The following is a 22,016-nucleotide window of genomic DNA, read 5'->3' as shown; positions in this document are numbered from 1 at the left end:
TGCCTTGATCATTTGCTTGCGTAGTTCTGCCTTTCTCATCGTGACCACGGTCACCAGCTCCTTTTCTTTGCTGACCCCACATATCGCAGTGACACGCGCAGTATTGTGTAGTTTTTGAGTGATACAGGCGATGTAGGATCCTGTTTTTAAAACTGTGTAAATTGAAACGTAGTAAGGATATGTAATTACTCCAAAAAAAGCGTGACGTAATTTGGGTGGGGTGGATCAGGCAAGTAGAGGAAGGGCAATCGACAGAAAAAAACAAAATGGTAAATGACCGACCTAATCTATCTAGCGCCTTGGATCTACATCCCAGAAACCCTCAAAGGCTGGATCATCAAAATATCGCAGTTTGTGAATGAGGGATGGGCGCTGGCCTTCAAGCATAATGAATTGATGATCACGATGGATGTTCATTACTTCGTCAGGAGTCATAAGACTTCGACCGTGTGAACTGGCTTCATCCATAACGACGGTCTGCTGTCCAAGCGTTTCACTAATCTGTTTCGCACTTTCAATATCACTGACACCGAACCACTGAACGACACCAGCATTTGCAAAGAAGGTTTGAGCGGCATCACCATATGTTGCTTTCAACTGACTGAGATCTTGCAAGAACGGCTAATTCTGTTGAAAAACTCTGACTTGATCGGGTGCGCATTCGCTGATTCAATTCCCCTATTGATTGGTGGATTTGGCGATGATGGGACCAAAGCAGGAAGCACAGGCAGCATTGTTCTACGAGTTTTCCTTGGAGGATCATGTCCCACAAGATCACCTGCTGCGTTCGATTGATCGGTTCGTCGATCTGGCTGACATCCGCCAATATCTTGCCGAGTTTTACAGCCACACAGGCCGTCCTTCGATCGATCCCGAGTTACTGATCCGCATGCTTCTGGTGGGTTATTGCTTTGGCATCCGGTCAGAGCGTCGGCTGTGTGAAGAGGTGCATCTGAACCTGGCGTACCGTTGGTTCTGTCGCCTCGATTTGTCTTATCCAGTGCCCAACCACTTAACCTTTTCCAAGAACCGGCACGGTCGTTTCCGAGAGAGCAAGCTGCTGCGGCATCTATTTGAGAAGACTGTTGCGCGGTGCATCAAAGACGGTTTGGTCAGCGGACAACGTCTTGCAGCGGACGCAAGCCTGATTGAAGCCGACGCCAACAAGCAGAACTCCACCCCAGAGGAAGATTGGGACCATAACGCAATTGATCCAAGCGATGCGCCGCGCGCTGTGAAGGAGTATTTGGATGTGCTGGATGATGCAGCCTTTGGTGCGGCATCTAAGGTGGATCCCAAGTTCACGTCCCATTCTGATCCGGCACGCCAATGGACAGCAGCGCGTAAAGGCCCTGCATTCTTTAGCTATTCCACCAATTATCTGATCGACACCGATCACAGCGTCATTGTGGATGTTGAAGGCACCAGATCAATCCGACAGGCCGAAGTCGGTTCTGTGCGCATCATGCTGGATCGGATCAAAGCGCAGCACGACATTGATCCAGAAAGGCTGATTGCAGATAGCGCCTATGGATCAGGCCCGATGTTGGGTTGGCTCGTTGATCGCCACATCAAACCTCACATCCCCATGCTGGACCAAGCAAGCCGGAAGGACGGTACATGGAGCCGCACCGACTTTGAATGGGACCCTGAGAACAATCAATACATCTGCCCGGAAGGCGAACCCCTCAAGCAATTCCGCCGAAACTACTCGGACCCCAACCGTGGGCCCACAGGCAAAGGCGTTGCCAAGTACCAAGCGCTGAAACACACCTGTCAGGCTTGCCCATCAAAGATGAAGTGCTGTCCAAATGCCGACGCCTGCAAGATCACTCGCGAAGAACACGAAGATGCCCGTCAGGTTGCCCGCGACATCGCCAAAACCAAGCAATACGCGATCTCGATGCGGTTGCGTAAAAAGGTCGAGATGCTCTTCGCCCACCTTAAACGCATCCTCAGGCTGGGACGGCTGCGATTACGTGGCCCAACAGGCCATCGAGGGCCACGGGTTTCTTAGCCATCCAGAATCCCTTTCACGTAATCCCAAACGGCGGCAATCTCTGCCCCCGCCTTCTGGTCGGTTGTTTCTGACACTCCCTGCCCGGTCGCGCCGGTTTCGGCATATCCGCTATGTGTGGACCCGCGAAGGCTGGCTCTACCTGGCCGTCATCCTGGACCTGCATTCACGCCGCGTGATCGGTTGGGCTGTCAGCAACCGGATGAAACGTGATCTGGCGATCCGAGCACTGAACATGGCGATTGCGCTGCGACGGCCACCGAAGGGCTGCATTCACCATACCGATCGCGGCAGCCAATACTGCTCTCACGACTACCAGAAAATCCTACGCCAGCATGGGGTCCAGGCATCAATGAGTGGGACTGGCAATTGCTACGACAACGCAGTGGTGGAAACCTTCTTCAAGACGATCAAGGCTGAGTTGCTGTGGCAACGCTCGTGGCGGACACCTCGCGACGCCGAGATCGCCATCTTTGAATACATCAATGGCTTCTACAACCCACGACGGAGGCATTCAGCACTCGGCTGGAAAAGCCCCTTGGCCGTCGAAGGAAAGCTGCATAAGTGAGCAAGCGGAGCGGCACGAAAGCGTGACAGGTCCACGTTGCGGAATATTTCGGGCGGAGGCGAGAGTGTTGCGATGGCCGTAGCGATCAGCGGGCCCGATGCCCGGGACTGTCATCAAGCGCTGCGCCACTTTGTTGTCCTTACCACATCGATCCCGTCGGCGGGCGGTCACATCATCAGAGCCATGATGAAGCTGCAAGCTATGAAGTTCATCAATTGCTGCCTATTGAATAGGCAAACTCCATCCTTGCAGAGTTTTTAGATCAATCGGAAGAAAACGTCAAAATTGACTCTAGGTATATGAAAGTAAAGTTTTTTTCATCCCTGAAGGGTGGCTAAAGGAAAGGGTGGCGCTCATTTGGCTGTTTTTGACGCAAATTCTCAAGCCGCAAATTGGAAAAATACAAACTCTCCGTAAAGCGGAGCCGGACCTTCGCGTCTAAGGGGGCGTCTGCTTCAAATGGGCGTTGAGTTTCAGTCACAAGGAGTGAAAGATTGGAAACACTGCTGTTCATCAGCCAGAATATGGACGTGATCCTGGAGCGTACGCTGCAGCATCTGTCGATCGTGGGCGTAGCCATCGGCCTGGCGATCCTCACAGGCGTGCCGGTTGGTATTCTCATTACGCTGAACCAGCGCGCGGCGGATATTGTCCTTTATGTAGCGGCGATCATAATCACCATTCCGTCGATTGCGCTTTTTGGTCTGATGATACCGGTGTTGTCTCTTATCGGTCATGGTGTAGGCTATCTGCCTGCTGTTATTGCGGTGTTGCTCTATTCGCAGTTGCCGATCATTCGCAACACCTATACAGCCATTTCCAATGTCGATCCGGCCCTGCGTGAAGCTGCGCGTGGTCTCGGCATGACGCCGATCCAACGGTTGCGCCGGGTCGAGATCCCGCTGGCGATCCCGGTTGTGATGGCAGGCGTGCGCATTGCGGTTGTGATGAACATCGGCATCACTGCCATCGCTGCCTATATCGGCGCCGGTGGACTGGGTGTGTTTATCAGTCGCGGAATTTCGCAATCCGATCCCCGCCAACTCATTACAGGAGCGCTGATGGTGTCGATCCTTGCTATTGCAAGCGACTACTTTCTGCTTTGGGTGCAAAAACGCCTGACCCCAGCCTCCTCCTCTAGTGCGGCACCGGCCCACTAAGCTCTGACAAATGGTATCCTCATGATCACGCTCGACAAACTCTCTAAAGTTTTTGAAACCCCCGGTGGCGGCACGGTGATAGCCGCCGACCAGGTCACTATGGAGGTGCCCGAAGGGGAGATCTGCGTCCTGCTTGGCCCCTCGGGGTGTGGCAAGACGACAACGCTCAAGATGATCAACGGTTTGATCCCCAAAACCAATGGCAAGATCCATGTGGCAGGCCGCGATACAGATGACCTGAATCCCGTCGAGCTGCGCCGCTCGATAGGCTATGTGATCCAGCAGATCGGCCTTTTTCCCAATATGACGATTCAGGACAACATTTGTGTGGTGCCGGATCTGTTGGGGTGGGATAAAAACAAGTCCCGCAAGCGTGCAGCAGAACTTTTGGAGCTGGTGAACCTGGATCCGGGTATTTTTCTCAATCGCTATCCCAAAGAACTCTCGGGTGGGCAACAACAGCGCGTCGGCGTGATCCGGGCGCTGGCCGCCGATCCGCCAGTGCTCTTGATGGACGAACCCTTTGGCGCAATTGACCCGATCAACCGGGCAGTCATTCAGGATGAGTTCCTGAAGATGCAAAAAGAGATCCGCAAGACCATCGCCTTTGTCAGCCACGACATCGACGAGGCGATCAAGATGGCCGACAAGATCGCCATTTTCCGCGATGGTAAGTTAGAGCAATATTCCAGCCCGGATGACTTGTTAGCACGTCCGGCCAATGATTTTATCGCCTCTTTCCTCGGGTCTGATCGGACGCTCAAACGCCTCAGCCTGCTGACGGTGGCAGATGTGATGCTGAGCGACCAGATCCGCGTGACCGCACAAGATGATGTGAGCCGCGCGCGCGATATGATGCGCGAGGCAGGCCACAAAAATATTGTGATGGTTGGCCCGCAAGGGCGTGCACGTGGCTTCGTGCATCTCAACGACATTGCCGACGTACAGGGGCGGGTCGAAGAGCATTATCAGGCGCTGCCAACGGTTGTGAATGTGCACGATGATCTGCGGACCGCCGTGTCGCGTATGTTCCGTCATGACACCACCTGGCTAGCCTGTGTAGATGATGATGGTTTCTTCAAAGGCTTCATCACCCAGCGCGCCATATCCCATGCACTGGGCGCCACCTACCGCGACGCTGCTCCGGTGGCCGCGCAATGACCATCAAAGAGGCAATCAAACAGGACAACATCCGCACCCGCATCGCCTTTGTGATCGGTCTGGTGTTCGGCGTCGGGCTGATGGCGGGGGAGCAAGGCTTTCTCGGCGATATTTGGCGGTTTTACTCCGAAGACATCATCTACCTCGCCAAACAGCATGTGATCTTGGTACTCGTGTCATCGGGACTTGCCATTTTGGTGGGGGTGCCCGCGGGTATCTGGCTGAGCCGGGACTGGATGGCGCGCTATTCCGAGACGGCGCTGCAGATTTTCAACATCGGGACAACCATCCCGACACTGGCGATCCTTGCGCTGTCGATCACTTTGCTGGGCATCGGCTTTACACCTGCGGTCTTTGGCCTCTGGGTGGCGACGTTGCTGCCGATCGTGCGCAATGTCTATCAGGGCCTGCGCGAGGTGCCTGCCTATCTGAAAGAAGCCGCCACCGGAATGGGCATGACGCCGCGCCATATCCTGCTGAGCGTCGAACTTCCCAATGCGCTTTATGTAATTTTTGCCGGCGTACGCACGGCTGTTGCCGTCAATGTGGGCACCGTTCCACTGGCTTTCCTGATCGGCGGTGGCGGCTTGGGAGAGCTGATCTTTACCGGCATTGACCTCAATGATCCGCAAATGCTGCTCGCGGGCGCTATTCCTGTCGCACTTTTGTCGATGTTGGCGGATTTTCTTCTGGCGAAAGCACAATACTGGCTGATCCCGCGCGGCGTGAACCCGCTGCGTTGATCCAAGTCTTCCCAAAACCAACCACAAAAATCATGATCCAACGGAGGTTCAACATGTTTAATAAAGTCGTAAAATCCACCCTCAGCGCCGCGCTTGCATCCACGCTTCTGACGTTCTCCGCTCAGGCAGATGAAATCAAAGTGGGCGGCAAAAACTTTACCGAACAGCTGCTGCTGGCAGAGATCACAAGCGAATTGCTTGAAGCCAAGGGTTTTGACGTTGCGAAGCTCGACGGCATGGGCACTTCAGTGCTGCGCGCGGCGCAGGAAAACGGGCAGGTTGATATCTACTGGGAGTACACCGGCACGTCGCTGATTACTTTCAACAAGATTGAAGACAAGCTCACTGCCGAAGAAACCTATGCCAAAGTCAAAGAGCTTGATGCCCAGGTCGGCATCACATGGCTGGACGCATCCAACGCGAACAACACCTATGCGCTTGCTGTGCGCGCGGCAGACGACAAAGGCCTCAGCACGCTTTCTGATCTTGCAGCGGCTTACAACGGCGACACCGCCCCCAAAATGGGCGTGAACGCAGAATTCCCTAAACGCCCTGACGGTCTGCCCGGTCTGGAAGAGACCTATGGTTTTGACATCGGTCGTAAAGACATCGCACCAATGCAATCTGGCTTGATCTATGATGCGCTCAAGGGCGGTCAGGTTGATGTTGGCCTGGTGTTTGCCACCGATGGCCGCATCGCGGCCTTTGATTTCAAAGTACTGGTGGACGACAAAGGCTTTTTCCCAGCCTATGCGATTACGCCGACCATCCGCACCGAAGTGCTCGAGGCGCACCCTGAAATCGGCGTGCTCCTGAACGGTGTTTCCGCCGTTTTGACGGATGATCTGATGCAGAGCCTCAACGCGCGTGTCGACGTGGACAAAGAGACCATCGAGGACGTTGCGAGCTCTTTCCTGGCCGAGCAAGGCCTGATCTAATAAACGCATCCTAAGATGTTTTTTAGGCCATCCGGTGCAGGCGCGCCGGGTGGCTTTTCCGATCTATGACGCAAGCCAATGAGTAGCCCCATGACAAAGTCTGTTTTGCGCGCCGGATGCGCTCAGATCCCCCATCGCCCGGATGACGTCCGAGAGATGACGGCCCGCCATCTCCATCATATTGCGCAGGCGCGGACAGAGGGTCTGGACCTTTTGGTGTTTCCTGAAAGCTCTCTGACCGGCTATCCCGACAGTATCGAGACACGCGATACCAATGCCATTGCGGCAGATGGGCCGGAGCTGCGAGCGGTCGCGGATGCAAGTCAGGACATTGTGACGGTTGTTGGCTTCTCTGAGCGGACAGCGGAGGGCGTGTTCTACAACTCTATGGCTTGGTGCCGTGACGGTGCAGTTCTGGCTGTGCATCGCAAGATCAACCTGCCCAACTACGGCCGCCTGGAAGAGGGCAAATATTTCCGCCCCGGCGATCAGACAACACAGGTTCAGCTAGGCGATGACTGGCGCGCTGGCGGGCTGATTTGTGCCGATCTTTGGGAGCCGGGCCTTGTCTATCTGAACGCCGCCAAAGGCAGCACGATCCTTACGGTGCCCATTGCCTCCACCCTCGAGGGTGTCGGGAGCGGTTTTTCCAATCCCGCTGGCTGGGATATCACCGTGAGTGGCCTTGCGCTGATGTATCGCTTCCCGGTGCTGCGCTGCAATTGGGTCGGGACCTACAAGGATGACATGACCTTCTGGGGCGGCTCCGCGATCTTTGGTCCAGATGGTCTGGAACTGGCCCGTGCCGGCACAGAAGACGCGCTGATCTGGGCAGATCTTGATTTCAAGGATGTCCTGCGCGAACGCATGGCCTTGCCCACAGTGCGCGATCTGCGCCCCGATATCCTGCACCGCGAGCTGGAAGGGATCCTGCCGAAAGCCTGAAACGTCTCGCAGGCGGCAAAAAAAAACGCGACGCTGAAATGCGCCGCGTTCAGTAGGGGAAATGGTGCCCGAAAGGTCCAGAGCGCGGGTGAGTTGCGCTCCGGATGCGGGATCAGCTCCAGGGGTAGGGGCTATTGGACACGGGATGCAGCTTACCTTCGGCATAGCGGCTAAAGCGGAAAGGTGTCAGCAGCGAAGAGGTCTCGCCGGTGATGTCCTTTGCCACCAGTTCGCCCACACCGATCATTTTGTAACCGTGGTTGCTGTCTGCGATGATGTAGCAGTTCTCGCGGAACACATCGAAGACGGGGAAGCTGTCGGGCGTAAAGCAGCCGACGCCGCCGGACGCCTCTTTGTGGTACTTCGGCATGGTGCCCGAGAAGCGTGCGTTACAATGTGCCAGCGCGGAAACCCACATATGGGCAAATTCCGGCGAAGAAACGAATTCAGTCGAGGAGGGGCCATACGGGTCGATCGCGACCTCGTTTGCGGGTTTGTCGACTTTGTAGGGCATGGCACCGCCCTGAATGCCGCCAAAGTTGAAGTCGGGCTTGTAATAGATGCCCCACATTTCCTCGGTGATCACAGACCCATCTACGTCAGAGATCAGTGGTGCATCCGTGTCGACGTGGATAACAGGCGGCAGCTTGCCGTCATTGGTTTTAAAGCTCTCGGGATCGACCCGCAAAACGCCTTCTTCCAATTGCCAGAACTTCCACATCGGGATGTCGTCATGAAGGTTGCCATCCGCGTCTTTGACAGAAATCGCATCTGGCAGTTCAGCCATGGTCCAGAAATCGCGCACCCATGGCCCCGCCGCGACAACAAGGTAATCGCAAGCGATCTCGCCCTTGTCGGTCTCGACGCCGGTGATGGCGGAGGTCGCACCATTGGCCGCTTTCAGGCCTTGAACGGTGATGCCGGTTACAATGCGCACACCTTCTTCTTCTGCCATTTTGGCCAGCGCGTAAATGGCGGCCGCGTTATGGGCGTAGCCGCCTTTTTTCTCATGCAGAACAGAGGTAATGTTCTGCGCCTGCCAGTCGTGAAAGATGTCTTTCATATAGGCGTCGCAGTCGGCGGTGCCTTCGATAAAGGACGATTCATAACCGATAGCCTGCTGCTCTTTGTGGATTTGCGCCACGTCTTCATGCATGCTTTCAGCCGAAATTTGCAGGTAGCCCACGGGATTGTACTGAAACGCCTCGGCGTTGGCTTCCCAATGCTCAACCGAATGGGCCATCAACTCGCGCATGGCAGGCTGGAAATAGTTGTTGCGCACCACGCCGCAGGCGATGCCAGAGGCTCCGGCTGCGATGCCTGCCTTGTCGATCACGACAACATCGGCACCAGTGCCTTTGCCCGTGGATTTTAAGCGCTTGGCGAGGTGCAGCGCGGTTGACAGGCCGTGGATGCCGGCGCCCACGATTAGGTAGGGAACATTTTCGGGGAGAGACATGGATTACTCCGATAGTGCGTTAAGAAAAGTGCAAAATTCCTTCTCATTTACGCAGGTCAAATGAGGTGGTTTGCGTAGTTCCCCGACAAAAATTTTGGATTCTGCGTCACCAAGCATCTCCGTAATGAGCGGAGAATAATACCCCAAATGCCTGCAAAATAGGCCTTATAAGAATAGATCTGGATCAGGGTGGTGAAATCCCAATCAAAATTGGCGCGCATTCGAAAGCGTCTTTTTTTACGGTCGGCTAAATTGAGCGCGTCACGTTTAACCGCAGCAAGGCCCCTCTAAATGACCGATCACCACACCAAAGTCCGAAGCGCGCTTGATGCATGTAAGCCCGGGTTTTCATTGCCAAAGGCCTTTTACAATGATGCCGATTTGTTTGAGGCTGATATCGAGGCTATCTTCTATAAAGAGTGGGTGTTCGTCGGTCCTGAATGCGAAATCCCCAACGCGGGCGACTATGTGACACTCACAATCCACGAGGCTCCAATCATCGTGCTGCGGGATCACGAAGGCGAGGTGCGTGCCTTTCACAACTCCTGCCGCCACCGCGGTTCTCGCCTGTGTGACAAGGCGCGTGGCCATGCGGGTCGCCTCGTGTGCCCCTATCATCAATGGACCTATGAACTGACGGGCGAGCTGATCTCTACGCGCTACATGGGTGAGACGTTTGACGCGGGCCAGTTCCCTTTGAAACCTGTGCATGTCACCTCGGTCGAGGGGCTTTTGTATATTTGTCTGGCGGACACACCGCCTGATATCGAACGCTTCCGCGCCGAAATCACGCCCTACATTCGGCCCCACGCGCCGCGCCGGACAAAGATTGTCCATGAATCCGTGATCGTGGAAGACGCAAACTGGAAGCTGGTGATCGAGAACAACCGCGAATGCTACCATTGCGCCGGAAATCACCCAGAGCTCCTGGTTTCACTGGTGGAAATGGCACTGCCCAATGACGCGCGCTTTGGCGATGAATTTCGGCTGATGGAAGAGAAAGCGCGGGATTGGGATGCGCTGGGTCTGCCCCATGCTCCTGTTGATGGAGGCACCGAATTCCGCTGCATTCGTCTGCCCTTCCGCGAAGGTGCCAAGTCGATGACCCTGGATGGAGAGCTGGCGAGCAAGAAATTGCTCGGAGAATTGACAGAGCCAGATCTCGGCTCCGTACGGGCCTTCCGTATCCCGAACAACTGGCACCATGTTCTGTCAGAGATGACCATCCATTTCCGCGTTCTCCCCCTCGGTCCCAACCGGTCCGAAGTACGCACCACATGGTGCGTCCACGAAGACGCCATCGAGGGTTGGGACTACGATGTTGAACATTTGTCGCACGTCTGGATCGAAACCAACGATCAGGACAAGCGTCTGGCAGAGGAAAACCAACGCGGCACCCGCTCGCCCGCCTATGAACCCGGCCCCTATTCAGAAGTGTCAGAATTTATGATTTTGAACTTTCTGGATTGGTACAAAGGCGCGTTGGATGCATGGCTCAGCGGGGCGCCGACGCAACGACAAGCGGCGGAGTGAGGCGATGCCTTTGGATACACTTCCCTTTCCGAAATCCGGCCTTCCCGGCTTTGCTTCTGCTCCGCGCAAGCTTCGGCTCAGTTCAAGGCATCAAGAGACCTCTGACACTGTGACGTTCACGTTTCAGTGTCTGGACGGCGCGGTGAAGCATTTGCCCGGACAGGCCATCGCTCTGGACTTGCCGATGAACGGCGGTGTTGCAACACGAACCTTCACCATCGCCTCTGCCCCATTGGGCGCACAAGAGCTGTCGGTGACGGTCAAGGCGGCTGAAACGGGGCATGCAACGCGCTGGATGCATGACAATCTCGCGGTCGGTTCAGAAATAACTGCCCGTGGTCCCTTTGGGCGGTTTTCGCTTGCGGCACGCCATGGTCGTCCAGTGTTGTTGATTGGCGGCGGCAGCGGGTTTACCCCGATGATGTCCATGTTGCGCTGGCTCCATGCCCGTGGAGAGACACTGGATGTGGTGGTGGTGCAGGTGGCCCGGCGGGTCGAAGATCTCCTCTTTGAAGACGAGCTTGCGCAGATCGCGCGCGACATGCCAGGGCTCAGGCTGTTCGAAGTGGTTACAGCGCCTGCGGCGGGTGAAGTGTGGCGCGGCTATCGTGGGCGCCCCAACCGTGCGATGCTGCGCGCGATGGTGGCGGATGCAAGTCGGCGCGAGGTTTACTGCTGTGGGCCAGAAGGATTTTTAGACACCGTTCGTCAATGCCTGTTGGCCGAAGGCCTCCCGCATCAGCATTTCCATACAGAAAGTTTTGGTGCGTCCAAGCCAGTGGCAAGCCCTGCGCCAATCGGCAAAGGCGTGTCCAACGGGCACCGCGTCACTGTGCGTGGTCGCAGTTTTGAGATTGGCGAAGGGGAGCTCCTTAGCACTGCGCTGGCGGCGCAGCATATACGGGTCCCCACGGGGTGCAACGCGGGCCAGTGCGGCACATGCAAGTTGCGTTTGTCTGAGGGCTCAGTCGACATGCAGCAAGACGGTGGCTTGTCGGAACAAGACGTGGCCTCTGGCTATATCTTGGCCTGCTGCTCTCGCGTGACTGGGCCGATCTCCATAGAAGATCCTGTTTGATCGTTGCTTCAGCAAGCTGCCTTGACCGTGGCGTTTGCGCTAGACCAAACTGCTGGTATGCAAGTCTTACGTTCACAGGCGACTTATCACCGAGATGCGAAACCAATTGCCTCAAACTAATCAGCAAATGGAACGGGGCGGTGATCGTCCGCGTGTGTTCGAGTTTGTGCTCCTGAACGAGGTGTCGATGCTGTCGGTGACTTCGGCTATCGAGCCGCTACGGGTGGCCAATCGCATGGCGCGGTGCGAGCGTTATGCTTGGACTATCGTCAGCGAAAACGGCGCAGAGGTCAGGGCGTCTAACGGGCTCAAGATCGCGAGCTCAGGCCGTATCGGAGAGGGCCCCGTACCAGATTACACTTTTGTTTGCGCTGGGTTAAGCCTCGAGGCTCAGGAGCCTAAAAGATTGTCCGCCTTCCTCAATCGTCGTTTCGCCGCTGGCGTTACGGTGGGGGCCATTTCAATGGGTACAATCTTTCTTGCCAGGGCTGGCCTTTTGACAGGACGGCGTTGCACCATTCATTGGGAAGGGATGCCAGCCTTCCTGGAGGAATTTCCTGACATTGACCTGACCACTGCAATCTACGAAATGGACAACAAGGTCCTCAGTTGCTCTGGCGGCATGTCATCCTTTGACTTGATGATGGAGATCATCGCCCAGGACCACAGCAGGTCACTCGTCTATTCTATTGCCAACCAGCTTCAGATGGACAGGATCCGCAGCGGGGTTAAGCTGCAATCTACGGGCTCGTCAGTGCTACCGGAGAATGCGCCCAAGCAACTGATCCTGGCCCATGCGATCATCTCTGAGAATATGGAATCCCCGCTCTCGCCCGGTGAGTTGGCCGAAGCCGTCGGCGCAAGTCGGCGGACGCTTGAACGCATGTTTGTTAAGTACACCAAAATGACCCCGTCGAAGTTTTGTAAAATCCAGCGCTTGGAACGGTCAAAATCTCTTCTTTTGCATAGCAACCTGCAAATTCTAGAGATCGCAGTCGTGACCGGATTTCGCTCGGCGTCTTATTTTTCATCCTGTTTCTCCGATCATTTTGGCGTCACCCCGTCTGCACTCCGGCAAGGCGGCGGGGCAGAGGGCAGTGTGGATCGCGATGAACTGGATCCAGACGCGCTACTTGAGGCTAAGTAAGATGGGCGCGCAAGATGTGTTAGTTGGCGCAAATTATTCCAGTATCCCGAACTACTCTGGCAATTCCCCCGTTGTTGCGGAGGCTTGGTCGTAGAATTTACGCGGCCATCTTCAGTTTCTGTGCAGGTGTCATCCCGCCGTTGCCCATATTCGGGCGTTCATGGTTGTAGGACCAGAGCCACTCGGTGGCAATCTGCTTGACCTCAGCTCCTGCCCTGCGGCACTGGCCTCCGTCAGTTCGTCTTTCATGGCCTCGATCTTTGCGGCATCCTCGGCCGCGCGCTGCTCGGCCCGCGCCGCTTCTAGTGCATCGTCCAGCGCAACGATGCGTTCAGCCAGCTCCGCACGTTCGAAATCTTCCAACGTCAGCTCCGTGCCGTTGCGCTCTGAATCGTTCAGCCAGCCCTGAAACCACTTGCGGCATTCGGTTTTCACCATGCCCAGCATCTCCTCGGGCACGTCCTGATAAACCGCCTCGTTGATTCCGCCCAGGACCTCGGCACATTCGCGCGTCTTCGTCGTGATCTGCGCGGGATCACAGCCGTCACCAAGAAGGGCGATGAGCTGTTCGTCGCTGATCTCATCAAGATCCGTATTGCACGCCGCGAGAGCCAGTGCCGAAAATCCTACCATGAAAACTGTGTTAAGTCGTATTCCTACCTCACTTTTCCGTTCTATGCTGGAGTGGGGAACTGCAGCCCAAAGTTGTATCGCAAGAAATGCCGTCGGCAAAATTGCGCCTGTTTTTCACCTTCTGGAAATATCTACTGTGTTGCTTCGGTCAACACCTGGTCCCTACGTTAGCATGGGCAAAGAGCGTGGCGACGCCAAATATCGGAACGCTCTTTGCCCATGCGATTTTAGCAGAGCAGCCGTTCGTCTCGCGTGGGGCGGATTCAACGAGAGAGCCCAGATGTATGTACCGGCTGCTGTTCGCAAGTGAGATATTGGCGTGGCTAGCGGTAGTCGCTCATGTGTATCCGGCCTGTTTATCGGCTCGCGGGCCGTGGCCATTGTGGGTTACGCACGCGCCTTGATCTCATTATTGACCAGATCGGTTACGACCAAATGGGCTCTCAGATTTTGGGGGCGTATTGTCTCTGTTCCAAGTTATTCTCCTTCGCGAACTCCTTTGGGGCTTTTGGGGGGCTTCAGATGCCGCCCAAGGCCTCATCTCCTTGAACCGTATACTGCGATCCGTGACGCAGAATGCTCCATGCGGTGCGGGCCAGTTTGTTGGCCAAGGCGACTGCGGCCTTGTTGTGGGGCATTCGGGCTTTGACACCTCGCAACCATGGCCCCAATCCCAGAGCATCCCAGCGGTGTGGACGCATCAAAATGACATTGGCGGCCTGCACCAAGAGCATCCTGAGATAGGTGTTGCCGCGCTTGCTGATCCGACCAAGGATTGTCCGCCCACCAGTGCTGAACTGGCGCGGAACGAGGCCAATCCACGCTGCAAAGTCACGACCTCTATCAAACACCTCGCCCTTGCCAATGGCGGCAACGATGGCTGTCGAGATCAATGGACCGATCCCCGGAATGGTCATTATGTTCGTGCTGTTTTCTTCGGACTTACTGATCTCTTCAATCTCTGACGAGATCGCTTTGATCCGTTCATCGACCCAGAGCCAATCGCCATTAAGCCCCAAGAGCGTGCTGCGCATCCGTGGCGAGATTTCATCACGCCGATTTTCAAGGATTGCCTCAAATGAGCTCTCCAACCTATGTCGTCCCGCCCGCACGGTGATGCCTTGCTCAATCATAAACGCCCGGATCTGATTGATGATGGCGGTGCGGCGTGCCACCAGCCTCGACCGGACACGATGCATCGCCTGCAGGTCCAACTGATCCTGGTTTTTCTCCGTCACAGTCCGCAGGTTGGGGCGCAATGCTGCTTCCGCAATGGCCTCCGCGTCGTTGTAATCGTTCTTCTGACCCTTGTTGAATGGCTTCACATAGATCGCCGGGATGATCCGGGGCTCAAAACCCAGCTCTCGCAGCATACGACTGACAAAATGGGCGCTCATGCAGGCTTCCATGCCGACAACACAGAGCGGAAACCTCTCAAACGTCGATTTCAATGCCAACCGCTTAATCTTCTTGCGCAATACACGCTGTCCAGCATCGTCAAAGCCGACCAGGTGGAACGTGTCTTTGCCGATATCGACGCCAATAACCGCGATCTCGTCGATGTTTGCAAGATTCTTCGATTTCATGGCGACTTCTCCTGTCTGCAGAAATAGGCAAAGCCTAACCTGCTGGGTGAAGCAGCCGGTACATCCCATTAGTGAAGGATGCTGCATGGCGATTGAATGTCCGGTAATTTCAACCGACGAAGCGACAGAAGATCGGATTTCTGGTGGAGCGAGCATCTGAACCGCGTTACCGTGCACTCGAAACGAACAGATGAGAGAGACTGTGCGATGCGGCGTGTAGGAGCTTTGATTTTTCCCGGATTTGAGTTGCTTGACCTATTTGGGCCGCTTGAAATGTTCGGGTTGCTCAAAAACGATTTTGACCTGCAGCTGGTGGCCGAAACATCTGACCCAATTGCAAGCAATCAACAGGTTCGAGCTACCCCGGACACCACAACGAAAGACGCAAGTCGCTACGATGTTTTATTCATTCCCGGAGGTATGGGGACGCGCCGCGAAGTGAACAATTCCACTCTCCTAGATTGGATCAACACCACATCAGCATCAGCAGAGTATGTCTTAAGCGTATGCACAGGCAGTTTGCTTCTCGCAGGCGCGGGTGTTTTGGACGGTCGTCGCGCCACGACGAACAAAGCAGCTTACAAAACAATCGCGGATCAGTATCCGCAGGTCGATTGGGTGAAACAGGCTCGGTGGGTGGAAGACGGCAAGTTCATTACGTCTTCCGGTGTCTCAGCCGGAATGGATATGGCTTTGGGTGCCATTGCGCTCATGCACGACCGCGAGACAGCCGAAAAAGTTGCGACGTGGAGTGAATACGATTGGCACAAAGACAAGGACTGGGACCCGTTTGCCAGTGTCCATAACCTTGTTTGACTGGGGTTGGGCCTTTCGCAACCTTTCTCGTTAGCCGCCATTGGCGCAGCCGCAGCGAAAGCTCACTTCTCTAATCGGGCGTTTGGGTCAAGTTCATTTCATCTTTTCGTTTCCGTGCTTTGGGATCATTTTCCTTCATCCGGGTCACACTTCTCTTCGCAGTCATTGATGGCCCGGTTCGGTTGGACCGCTGCATGCATGTGTCGGATTGGATGTGGAGCGCCCCACTTTGTCTCGCGTTTCAAGGTGCGCAGCGAACTTTTTCGGCGTCATCCACAGACCTCGTCCGGTGAGGGACGATCCCGTCTCTGATTTTCGGAAGGCGTCAGGTCATAGCGTAGCCTCCAAAGGTCTTTGACGGAATTCGGTATTGTCGGCCCACATGCGATGCATGATGACGGCTAGCTTTCTTGCGACGGCGAGACGCCGGAAGGCCAAGAGGTGTTGCTGGTGTCAGAGCTTGGCAGGCCTTTGACGGCCCGTTGGGCATCGAACCAGATCACCAAGTGGCGGCGCGAAGCTCAGATCCCACCTTGGATCGACGGCAGGGAGAAGACTCTGTCTGATACGCGCGGGACGGCGGCGACAAGATTGCTAAATGCCGATCTGTCTTTGCGCCAGATTGCGGTGCTGATGGGGTGGTCGGTTCGCTACGCGGCGCAAGTTATCGAGCATTATGCGCAAGTTAGCCCGGACGAAAGCGATGCGGTTTTGCGCAAGCTCAATCGAGCAAAATCACTGTCTCAAGACACAAAAATGTAAACGCCCCTGTAAACGCGGGGCCTCAAACACGGCAAGGAGTGATGTAAGTGATTGTTTTTAAATGGAGGCGAGTACCGGAATCGAACCGGTGTACACGGATTTGCAATCCAGAAAGAGCGCAAGCGAAAACAACGGCTTAAGGGTGCAAAATGCCCCCTGACAAAAAGTGAACAAAAAGCGAAAGTTTCAAAGCCAAATTCGCCGGTTCAAAACGAAAAAGGCCCCGTCACAGCGGCAACTGTGAACCGGGGCCAAATAGAAAAAGCCTGTCAGCTTTCGCAGTACGTTAGCATGAGCAAGCGCCGCACCGCAAACGCTCAGTCCGCTTTTTCGTGGCCTCTGACCGGTGAGGTGGTCCAATGAGCTGGCGCATCGCAAATGAATGCGCCGAGCGCCGCTTTGGCAGCGCCGCGCGCAAGCAGATCATCATGTTCCTAGCGGATAAGGCGAGCGACGACGGCTCCGGTATCTGGTGTTCCAAGGGGACAATCCAGCGCCACACCGAGCTCAGCGAGAGCACGGTCAAGCGCACCATCATCGACTTCCTGCGCGAAGGCATTCTGATTGAGACGGGGCGGCGGCACTGCAAGAATGGCTACACCGTCATTTACCGCATCGTTCTGGAGCGCGTGGTCGCGCTCGAAACCACGGCCGAGCCCGACATTGAGACGGGGGTCACTGTGAACCCCGTCCAGCCTGAACCCGGTACGGGGTCCACGGTGAACGGGGTACGGGGTTCACGGTGGACCCCAAACCATCCTAAAACCATCCATAAACCACCTACGCGCAGGCGCGAGGCGGCGGAGGAGGTTGAAGATCTTGAAGCTGAGAAGATCTTGGCGGCCTATCCCGAAGACAGGATCCGAGACCGGCGGACCAGTCTGCGTTTGATCGCAGCAGCTGTGAAAGCTGGAGTGAAGCCCGACGATCTGAAGCAAGCGGTCAAAGCCTATGCCAAGGAAAGCGAGGGCTACACGCGCAGCAAGGTCTGCTTCTCGGACAACTGGTTCAAGATGCGGCGTTGGGAGAAGGGGCTTGCCCAGGTACAGGCGGACCGAGAGAAGGCGCGAGCGGCCGAAGCCAAGGGCCGTGCGAGCCTCGCCGAGTGGATCCACGAGCGCCATCCCTTGTGCCGCCACATCACCAACCGGCAGATCGAGGATTTGATCGCTTCAAAGCTGGTGACGCCTGAACAGGTTCGAGCTGCGGGGCTGCAGGCGTGAGCGAAGCGGTGATCGGAGGCGATGCGGCTTGGCTCGGAAGTAAAGCTCTTCCGCTGGCAAGAGGGTTAACCAACCTCGGAAGTTCTTCATTTGTGAACGAAGCGTTGCTTGCATTTACGTTTATTTCGTTTATTTTGATTATTGCGAATGGGGCGCAAGATCCCGTCGCGTGAAAAGGAGAGAAACGATGATGATGCAAGCAAAAGAAGCGTTCGCAGAACGTTTGCCGGATCAGGTTGAAATTGAAAATGCTGACAGTCTTCGCCGAATCCTTGCCTCGCAAGTGAACGGTGATGAGGCAGTTGAGCTGAGCCTGGCACTTGGTAAGAAACAGATCGAACCGGTTACGTTGGCCCCAGCCCTCGCTGCATCCTTGATGGAGTTGTTGCGGTTGGTGTCAAGCGGCAGAGGGTTCCGGATGATCCCTGTGGATGCAGAGTTGACCACTCAGCAAGCGGCCGATTTATTGAATGTGTCGCGCCCACACCTCGTGAAGCTTCTAGAAGAGGGGGAAATCGCCTTCTTCAAAACAGGTCGGCATCGCCGTGTGAAAGCAGCCGATCTATTTGAATACAAAAAGAAACGCGACTCTGATCGCTCTGACGCACTGTCTGACCTTGCCGCGATGGACATGGAGAACGATCTTTTATGAGTGACTATGCCGACCGTTTCACGGCACTGATTGACGCTAATGTTCTGGCGTGCGCGATGCGCAGAAACATAATCTTGTCGCTGGCCGAGGCCGGATTTTTTCGGCCCCGGTGGAGCGATAGGATTATGGATGAGACTGCCGGTGCAATAGCCAAGATTACGAAGGGCGGGGCTGACACTAACAAGCAGCGTTCCGCTATGGAGCGCGCTTTCCCCGAAGCGTGCGTTACTGGGTATACTGGTCTTGAAGCCGGTCTGCAGTTGCCGGATCCTGATGACCGCCATGTTCTTGCTGCAGCGATCACAACATCCGCTCAGGTAATTGTGACAGAAAACCTTAAGGATTTCCCAAGCGAAGCACTCGTCCCTTTTGACATCGATGCAATCTCGGCCGACGAGTTTATTTCTGATGCAATCGAACTCGACTCACTCGCAGCTGTAGTTGCCCTGCGTAAAATGCGTGAGCGGTTCAAAAACCCTGATATGGACGCCGAAGCATTATTGCAGCGGATCAAGGCTCGAGAGCTATTTCAAACCGCTGAAATTTTGCACGAATACGTAGAGCTACTTTAGCGTTATGTGGCGGTAGACCGCACTGGCGACGGTCTCCAGCGAACACGTTGATATCTATCTACGCTCTACAATCTGTCGCACGATAGGATGCATCCAAGCAGGGACGTGCCTGCTTTGCTTTGCCAAGAGCTTCCGATCATTGTCGTCCAGTGCGTGTGCAAGGCGGTCGACGATTTGACTGTCCACACGGTCCTTGCCGACATAACGCAACGCCTGGAAGACAACCCCAGTCTTATATCCTGCGCCGACCAATGTTTTGGGAGATGCTTTGCGGAATTGTATGACTTGCCGTCCAACCTTCTTGGTGCGGGTTGGGCCGTCGGTCATATAGGTCGGCTTGGATGGTACCTGAGTGGAAAGGCCCAACTGATTGGCAGCCATCGAAGGAGAAGGTTGTAAGATTTGACCGTCCTTTCGAGCAACAGCTTTTGCGATGTCATCGGCGGAAGGCGACAGAAATCCGAAGCGCGGGCTCTTCTTCGGGTAGTCATACAGCCCCCGCGTCAGTCGGCGGATCACACCCTGATCAGCAAGGCGTGACCGGGCCTGATCTACGCTTGCGCGGGATCCGATGTCGAGAAAATCGGTCGGCGCAAAGATTGCGCCGCGACCTTTTCCGATGATGCGTTGCTTGATGTTTGACGTAATCATGTTCGAACTCCTTGTCAGAAAATATGGAATGTTTTTCTGAAAGTCGACGGGCCATGGAATAACCCCTCGGTAGGTGCAACTGGCATAGGGCAAAGAGGAGAACTGGTGCGAAATTTACGCTACAGCGCAAAATTCGAAAAATTACGCTGCAGCGTAAGTTGTCGTGGGCTAGACTGCTGCGTCTATGAACTCTAGATCATACAGAGGATTTATGATCTAGGCATCATAGGCGGCGTCGGAGGCTGACTTGCAGAACTTCGTTCGAATTCCTCGACATCTTGGACATGCGATCCGTCAGGCTCGTCGCGCAAGGCTGATGTTCGTCTTGTTTTGAGCCCACGCTTGAGCGCGCGGGCAACATCTCCCAATAGACTGTACCGGGGCTCAACGGGCCGTTGGCCCGCTCACCCCGATCCAGACATCATTCTCTTTGTTTGGTACGCCCAACATCCCTGACCGTGGCGGTCAACCTTAGTCCATCCCCAAAATCAGTCACCAATTTCCCCTGTCTCGCGGGCGAGCCATTCCTCGCGGGGCAAATTGGCGTCTGATTTTGGCGCAGACATTTTCTTCGCAAATGTGGCCGATTGACAGCCCCGTTCAGGGCCGTGGGTCGGGCTTTGCCCTCTCCCACTCTGTTCCGCCGAATACATGCGTATTCGGTCAGATCAGGTGGCCGAGGCGCAGCCCATCGGCGGAAGGGGGCGCGAAGCCTCACCCGCGTTACTTTGATTGAGGAGGCCACAAATGGCACCGAAGTTTGATGTTTATGCCCATGTCACCGACACCATTATTGCAGAGATGGAGGCAGGCACGTCGCCGTGGCGCAAGCCGTGGACAGGAAGCGCGTCCGGAATTGCCTTGCCAACACGGCACAACGGCGAGGAGTATCGCGGGATCAACATCCTGATGCTCTGGGTCATGGCGGCCAAGCACGGGTATGTTTCCAGCCGCTGGATGACCTACAAACAGGCGCAGGAGCTGGGCGGACAGGTCCGCAAAGGTGAAACGTCGTCGACCGTGGTCAAATACGGGACGTTCACCCGAGAAAACGAACTGGGCATTGAGGAAGAACTGCCCTATGCGCGCGCATACCGCGTCTTCAACGCGGATCAGATCGAAGGTTTGCCGGAGGAGTACTACATCCGTCCCGAGGCCCCGCGCGACCTGGGCACGGCGGAAGATCCAGAGCTTGAGGCGTTTTTCGGCCGGACAGGGGCCGAGATTCTCACCAGTGATGATCCGCGTGCCTATTACAGCCCCGCCAAAGATCACATCCACATGCCGCCGATTGCCACGTTTCACGATGCGGCAGGCTATTATGGGACGTTGGCCCATGAGGTGATCCATTGGACCGGCAGCGAAAAGCGGCTGGAGCGGATCAAGAAGTTTGCCAACCGTGAGGCCTATGCCTTTGAGGAGTTGGTGGCGGAAATCGGCGCTTGTTTCCTTGGTGCCCAGATTGGCGTTGCGCCGGAGTTCGAGCAAAGCGCCGCCTACGTTGAAGGTTGGTTGAAAGCGCTCAAAGAGGACAAACGGGCGATTTTTCGTGCGGCATCTGAAGCGCAGAAAGCCGCAGACTTTGCTTTGCAAGCAGCAGGTCAAAGCAAGGAGGTGGCAGCATGACTCCCGACTATCACAGCGATGATTTTGCGACGGCGCGTCTGGAAGATACTGTCAGCCTGCGAAGCGCCGCCCGTGAGGCGCGCGCCACGCTTTACGCGGTGTTGAACCGGCTGGAGCTGAACGATCTGGATGGCGAGGAGCAGCCCTATATCGACGATTGTCTTGGGGCTCTCGCAATCCTTGAGGAGGCGTTGCGATGACTTTGGACGAGATCAAAGCAGCAGTGGACGCGGGTAACCGCGTTCACTGGGTCAACAGCGGGTATGTGGTGACGTGTGATGAACTCGGGCAATACCTCATCACCTTCACGCGGAATGGGTCAGCTATCGGATTGACCAGTCGGGATGGCACCCGCCTGAACGGCAAGCCCGACGAATTTTTCATCGACGAAAGCGCCGAGGATTGCCATGAAGTATTCTGACATCAGGCAGGCGGCCCGAGAGGGCCGCGCCAGCGTGCATCTTCATGGGTTCTGCAATCTGCCCGATGGCGGGCAGGAGTATTGTGATGATCCAGAACTGATTGATGGCTGGGCGATCTATGTCCGAGTTGAGACCCCGGGCGACCAGCAACAGCCCTTTGATCTGCACGAGCTGCCCGATCATCAAACCTATGCCAGCGCTGAAGGCGCGGCCCGCGCAATAGCGCTGCGATTGCTTGGCGATGCTGAGGCGTGGAACCACGATTAGTGGTGCCATGCCTTGCGCATGTGGCCGGGCTTTGCCCAGCGGTCGCAGCCTGTGGCT

At 55.6% G+C, this 22,016-nt stretch carries 23 protein-coding genes and 3 pseudogenes; 20 read left to right on the top strand and 6 right to left on the bottom strand.

What is annotated here, in order from left to right:
- Positions 1–291: 291 nt before the first annotated feature.
- Entirely contained in the window at positions 292–615 is a 324-nt protein-coding gene (locus ACXAEW_RS18830; RefSeq protein WP_474942786.1) for a type IV secretory system conjugative DNA transfer family protein, read from the bottom strand.
- 85 nt (positions 616–700) lie between these two features.
- On the opposite strand from ACXAEW_RS18830, the pseudogene ACXAEW_RS18825 reads away from it, so the two are divergent.
- Both ACXAEW_RS18825 and ACXAEW_RS18820 read left to right on the top strand, forming a co-directional pair.
- Positions 701–1,993, top strand: a pseudogene (locus ACXAEW_RS18825) (IS1182 family transposase); the annotation flags it as partial.
- 130 nt (positions 1,994–2,123) lie between these two features.
- A pseudogene (locus ACXAEW_RS18820) lies at positions 2,124–2,585 on the top strand (IS3 family transposase); the annotation flags it as partial.
- Between the two features lie 38 nt (positions 2,586–2,623).
- Here the strand turns inward: ACXAEW_RS18820 and ACXAEW_RS18815 are convergent.
- Positions 2,624–2,735: pseudogene (locus ACXAEW_RS18815) on the bottom strand (IS110 family transposase); the annotation flags it as partial.
- Between the two features lie 344 nt (positions 2,736–3,079).
- On the opposite strand from ACXAEW_RS18815, the gene ACXAEW_RS18810 reads away from it, so the two are divergent.
- The 5 genes from ACXAEW_RS18810 to ACXAEW_RS18790 all read left to right on the top strand — a co-directional run bounded on the left by ACXAEW_RS18810 (position 3,080) and on the right by ACXAEW_RS18790 (position 7,532).
- On the top strand, positions 3,080–3,745 hold the full coding sequence (locus ACXAEW_RS18810; RefSeq protein ID WP_474942785.1) for an ABC transporter permease: 666 nt from the start codon (positions 3,080–3,082) through the stop codon (positions 3,743–3,745).
- Positions 3,746–3,766: 21 nt separating this feature from the next.
- Entirely contained in the window at positions 3,767–4,906 is a 1,140-nt protein-coding gene (locus tag ACXAEW_RS18805; RefSeq protein ID WP_474942784.1) for an ABC transporter ATP-binding protein, read from the top strand.
- Entirely contained in the window at positions 4,903–5,649 is a 747-nt protein-coding gene (locus ACXAEW_RS18800) for an ABC transporter permease (RefSeq protein WP_474942783.1), read from the top strand. Before ACXAEW_RS18805 ends, ACXAEW_RS18800 begins: the two co-directional genes overlap by 4 nt.
- Before the next feature lie 53 nt (positions 5,650–5,702).
- A complete protein-coding gene (locus tag ACXAEW_RS18795) occupies positions 5,703–6,587 on the top strand; it encodes a glycine betaine ABC transporter substrate-binding protein (RefSeq protein ID WP_474942782.1) in 885 nt (294 codons plus the stop codon).
- 90 nt (positions 6,588–6,677) lie between these two features.
- Positions 6,678–7,532 carry a nitrilase-related carbon-nitrogen hydrolase gene (locus tag ACXAEW_RS18790; RefSeq protein ID WP_474942781.1) on the top strand — a complete coding sequence of 285 codons (855 nt, stop codon included), beginning with the start codon at positions 6,678–6,680 and terminating at the stop codon, positions 7,530–7,532.
- A gap of 112 nt (positions 7,533–7,644) precedes the next feature.
- On the opposite strand, the gene ACXAEW_RS18785 is transcribed toward ACXAEW_RS18790, so the two are convergent.
- Positions 7,645–8,991 (bottom strand): NAD(P)/FAD-dependent oxidoreductase, encoded by a 1,347-nt coding sequence (locus ACXAEW_RS18785; protein WP_474942780.1) that lies wholly within the window; start codon positions 8,989–8,991, stop codon positions 7,645–7,647.
- 291 nt (positions 8,992–9,282) lie between these two features.
- Here ACXAEW_RS18785 and ACXAEW_RS18780 point away from each other — a divergent pair, with 291 nt between their 5' ends.
- From ACXAEW_RS18780 to ACXAEW_RS18770, 3 genes are all read left to right on the top strand, one after another.
- A complete protein-coding gene (locus ACXAEW_RS18780) occupies positions 9,283–10,524 on the top strand; it encodes an aromatic ring-hydroxylating oxygenase subunit alpha (RefSeq protein WP_474942779.1) in 1,242 nt (413 codons plus the stop codon).
- 4 nt (positions 10,525–10,528) lie between these two features.
- Positions 10,529–11,602: a flavin reductase family protein gene (locus tag ACXAEW_RS18775; RefSeq protein WP_474942778.1), complete on the top strand. Its 1,074-nt coding sequence runs from the start codon at positions 10,529–10,531 to the stop codon at positions 11,600–11,602.
- A gap of 94 nt (positions 11,603–11,696) precedes the next feature.
- On the top strand, positions 11,697–12,749 hold the full coding sequence (locus ACXAEW_RS18770; RefSeq protein ID WP_474942777.1) for a GlxA family transcriptional regulator: 1,053 nt from the start codon (positions 11,697–11,699) through the stop codon (positions 12,747–12,749).
- Between the two features lie 129 nt (positions 12,750–12,878).
- Here the strand turns inward: ACXAEW_RS18770 and ACXAEW_RS18765 are convergent, their stop codons facing one another.
- Together ACXAEW_RS18765 and ACXAEW_RS18760 are read right to left on the bottom strand one after the other, a co-directional pair.
- Positions 12,879–13,382 carry a hypothetical protein gene (locus ACXAEW_RS18765; RefSeq protein ID WP_474942776.1) on the bottom strand — a complete coding sequence of 168 codons (504 nt, stop codon included), beginning with the start codon at positions 13,380–13,382 and terminating at the stop codon, positions 12,879–12,881.
- 518 nt (positions 13,383–13,900) lie between these two features.
- Positions 13,901–14,968, bottom strand: a complete 1,068-nt coding sequence (locus tag ACXAEW_RS18760; RefSeq protein ID WP_474942775.1) for an IS110 family RNA-guided transposase — start codon at positions 14,966–14,968, stop codon at positions 13,901–13,903.
- Between the two features lie 96 nt (positions 14,969–15,064).
- Here ACXAEW_RS18760 and ACXAEW_RS18755 point away from each other — a divergent pair, with 96 nt between their 5' ends.
- The 6 genes from ACXAEW_RS18755 to ACXAEW_RS18730 all read left to right on the top strand — a co-directional run bounded on the left by ACXAEW_RS18755 (position 15,065) and on the right by ACXAEW_RS18730 (position 18,993).
- Complete coding sequence (locus tag ACXAEW_RS18755) at positions 15,065–15,784, top strand: DJ-1/PfpI family protein (protein ID WP_474942774.1); 720 nt, start codon at positions 15,065–15,067, stop codon at positions 15,782–15,784.
- 450 nt (positions 15,785–16,234) lie between these two features.
- Positions 16,235–16,546, top strand: a complete 312-nt coding sequence (locus tag ACXAEW_RS18750) for a hypothetical protein (RefSeq protein ID WP_474942773.1) — start codon at positions 16,235–16,237, stop codon at positions 16,544–16,546.
- A 359-nt stretch (positions 16,547–16,905) separates the two neighbouring features.
- Positions 16,906–17,769, top strand: coding sequence for a hypothetical protein (locus ACXAEW_RS18745; RefSeq protein WP_474942772.1), 864 nt, complete (start codon positions 16,906–16,908; stop codon positions 17,767–17,769).
- Positions 17,766–17,942 (top strand): hypothetical protein, encoded by a 177-nt coding sequence (locus tag ACXAEW_RS18740; protein WP_259938031.1) that lies wholly within the window; start codon positions 17,766–17,768, stop codon positions 17,940–17,942. Before ACXAEW_RS18745 ends, ACXAEW_RS18740 begins: the two co-directional genes overlap by 4 nt.
- A gap of 14 nt (positions 17,943–17,956) precedes the next feature.
- Positions 17,957–18,421, top strand: a complete 465-nt coding sequence (locus tag ACXAEW_RS18735; RefSeq protein WP_231024101.1) for a helix-turn-helix domain-containing protein — start codon at positions 17,957–17,959, stop codon at positions 18,419–18,421.
- A complete protein-coding gene (locus ACXAEW_RS18730; protein WP_259938030.1) occupies positions 18,418–18,993 on the top strand; it encodes a PIN domain-containing protein in 576 nt (191 codons plus the stop codon). Before ACXAEW_RS18735 ends, ACXAEW_RS18730 begins: the two co-directional genes overlap by 4 nt.
- A gap of 54 nt (positions 18,994–19,047) precedes the next feature.
- Here ACXAEW_RS18730 and ACXAEW_RS18725 read toward each other — a convergent pair whose 3' ends face one another.
- Positions 19,048–19,644, bottom strand: coding sequence for a DUF6088 family protein (locus tag ACXAEW_RS18725; RefSeq protein WP_474942771.1), 597 nt, complete (start codon positions 19,642–19,644; stop codon positions 19,048–19,050).
- Between the two features lie 747 nt (positions 19,645–20,391).
- Between ACXAEW_RS18725 and ACXAEW_RS18720 the strand changes: the two genes are divergently transcribed.
- The 4 genes from ACXAEW_RS18720 to ACXAEW_RS18705 are packed head-to-tail and all read left to right on the top strand — an operon-like array spanning position 20,392 to position 21,959.
- On the top strand, positions 20,392–21,270 hold the full coding sequence (locus ACXAEW_RS18720) for an ArdC family protein (RefSeq protein ID WP_474942770.1): 879 nt from the start codon (positions 20,392–20,394) through the stop codon (positions 21,268–21,270).
- A complete protein-coding gene (locus ACXAEW_RS18715; RefSeq protein WP_014880597.1) occupies positions 21,267–21,470 on the top strand; it encodes a hypothetical protein in 204 nt (67 codons plus the stop codon). Before ACXAEW_RS18720 ends, ACXAEW_RS18715 begins: the two co-directional genes overlap by 4 nt.
- A complete protein-coding gene (locus tag ACXAEW_RS18710) occupies positions 21,467–21,691 on the top strand; it encodes a hypothetical protein (protein WP_474942769.1) in 225 nt (74 codons plus the stop codon). The genes ACXAEW_RS18715 and ACXAEW_RS18710 overlap by 4 nt, the downstream gene beginning before the upstream one ends.
- Positions 21,678–21,959, top strand: a complete 282-nt coding sequence (locus ACXAEW_RS18705; RefSeq protein ID WP_474942768.1) for a hypothetical protein — start codon at positions 21,678–21,680, stop codon at positions 21,957–21,959. The genes ACXAEW_RS18710 and ACXAEW_RS18705 overlap by 14 nt, the downstream gene beginning before the upstream one ends.
- The last annotated feature ends 57 nt before the right edge of the window (positions 21,960–22,016 follow it).

The sequence above is a fragment of the Epibacterium sp. ABZ3_068 genome (assembly GCF_056159265.1).
Note: the sequence above shows the minus strand (reverse complement) of the source record. Positions and strands in the feature narration are given on the sequence as shown.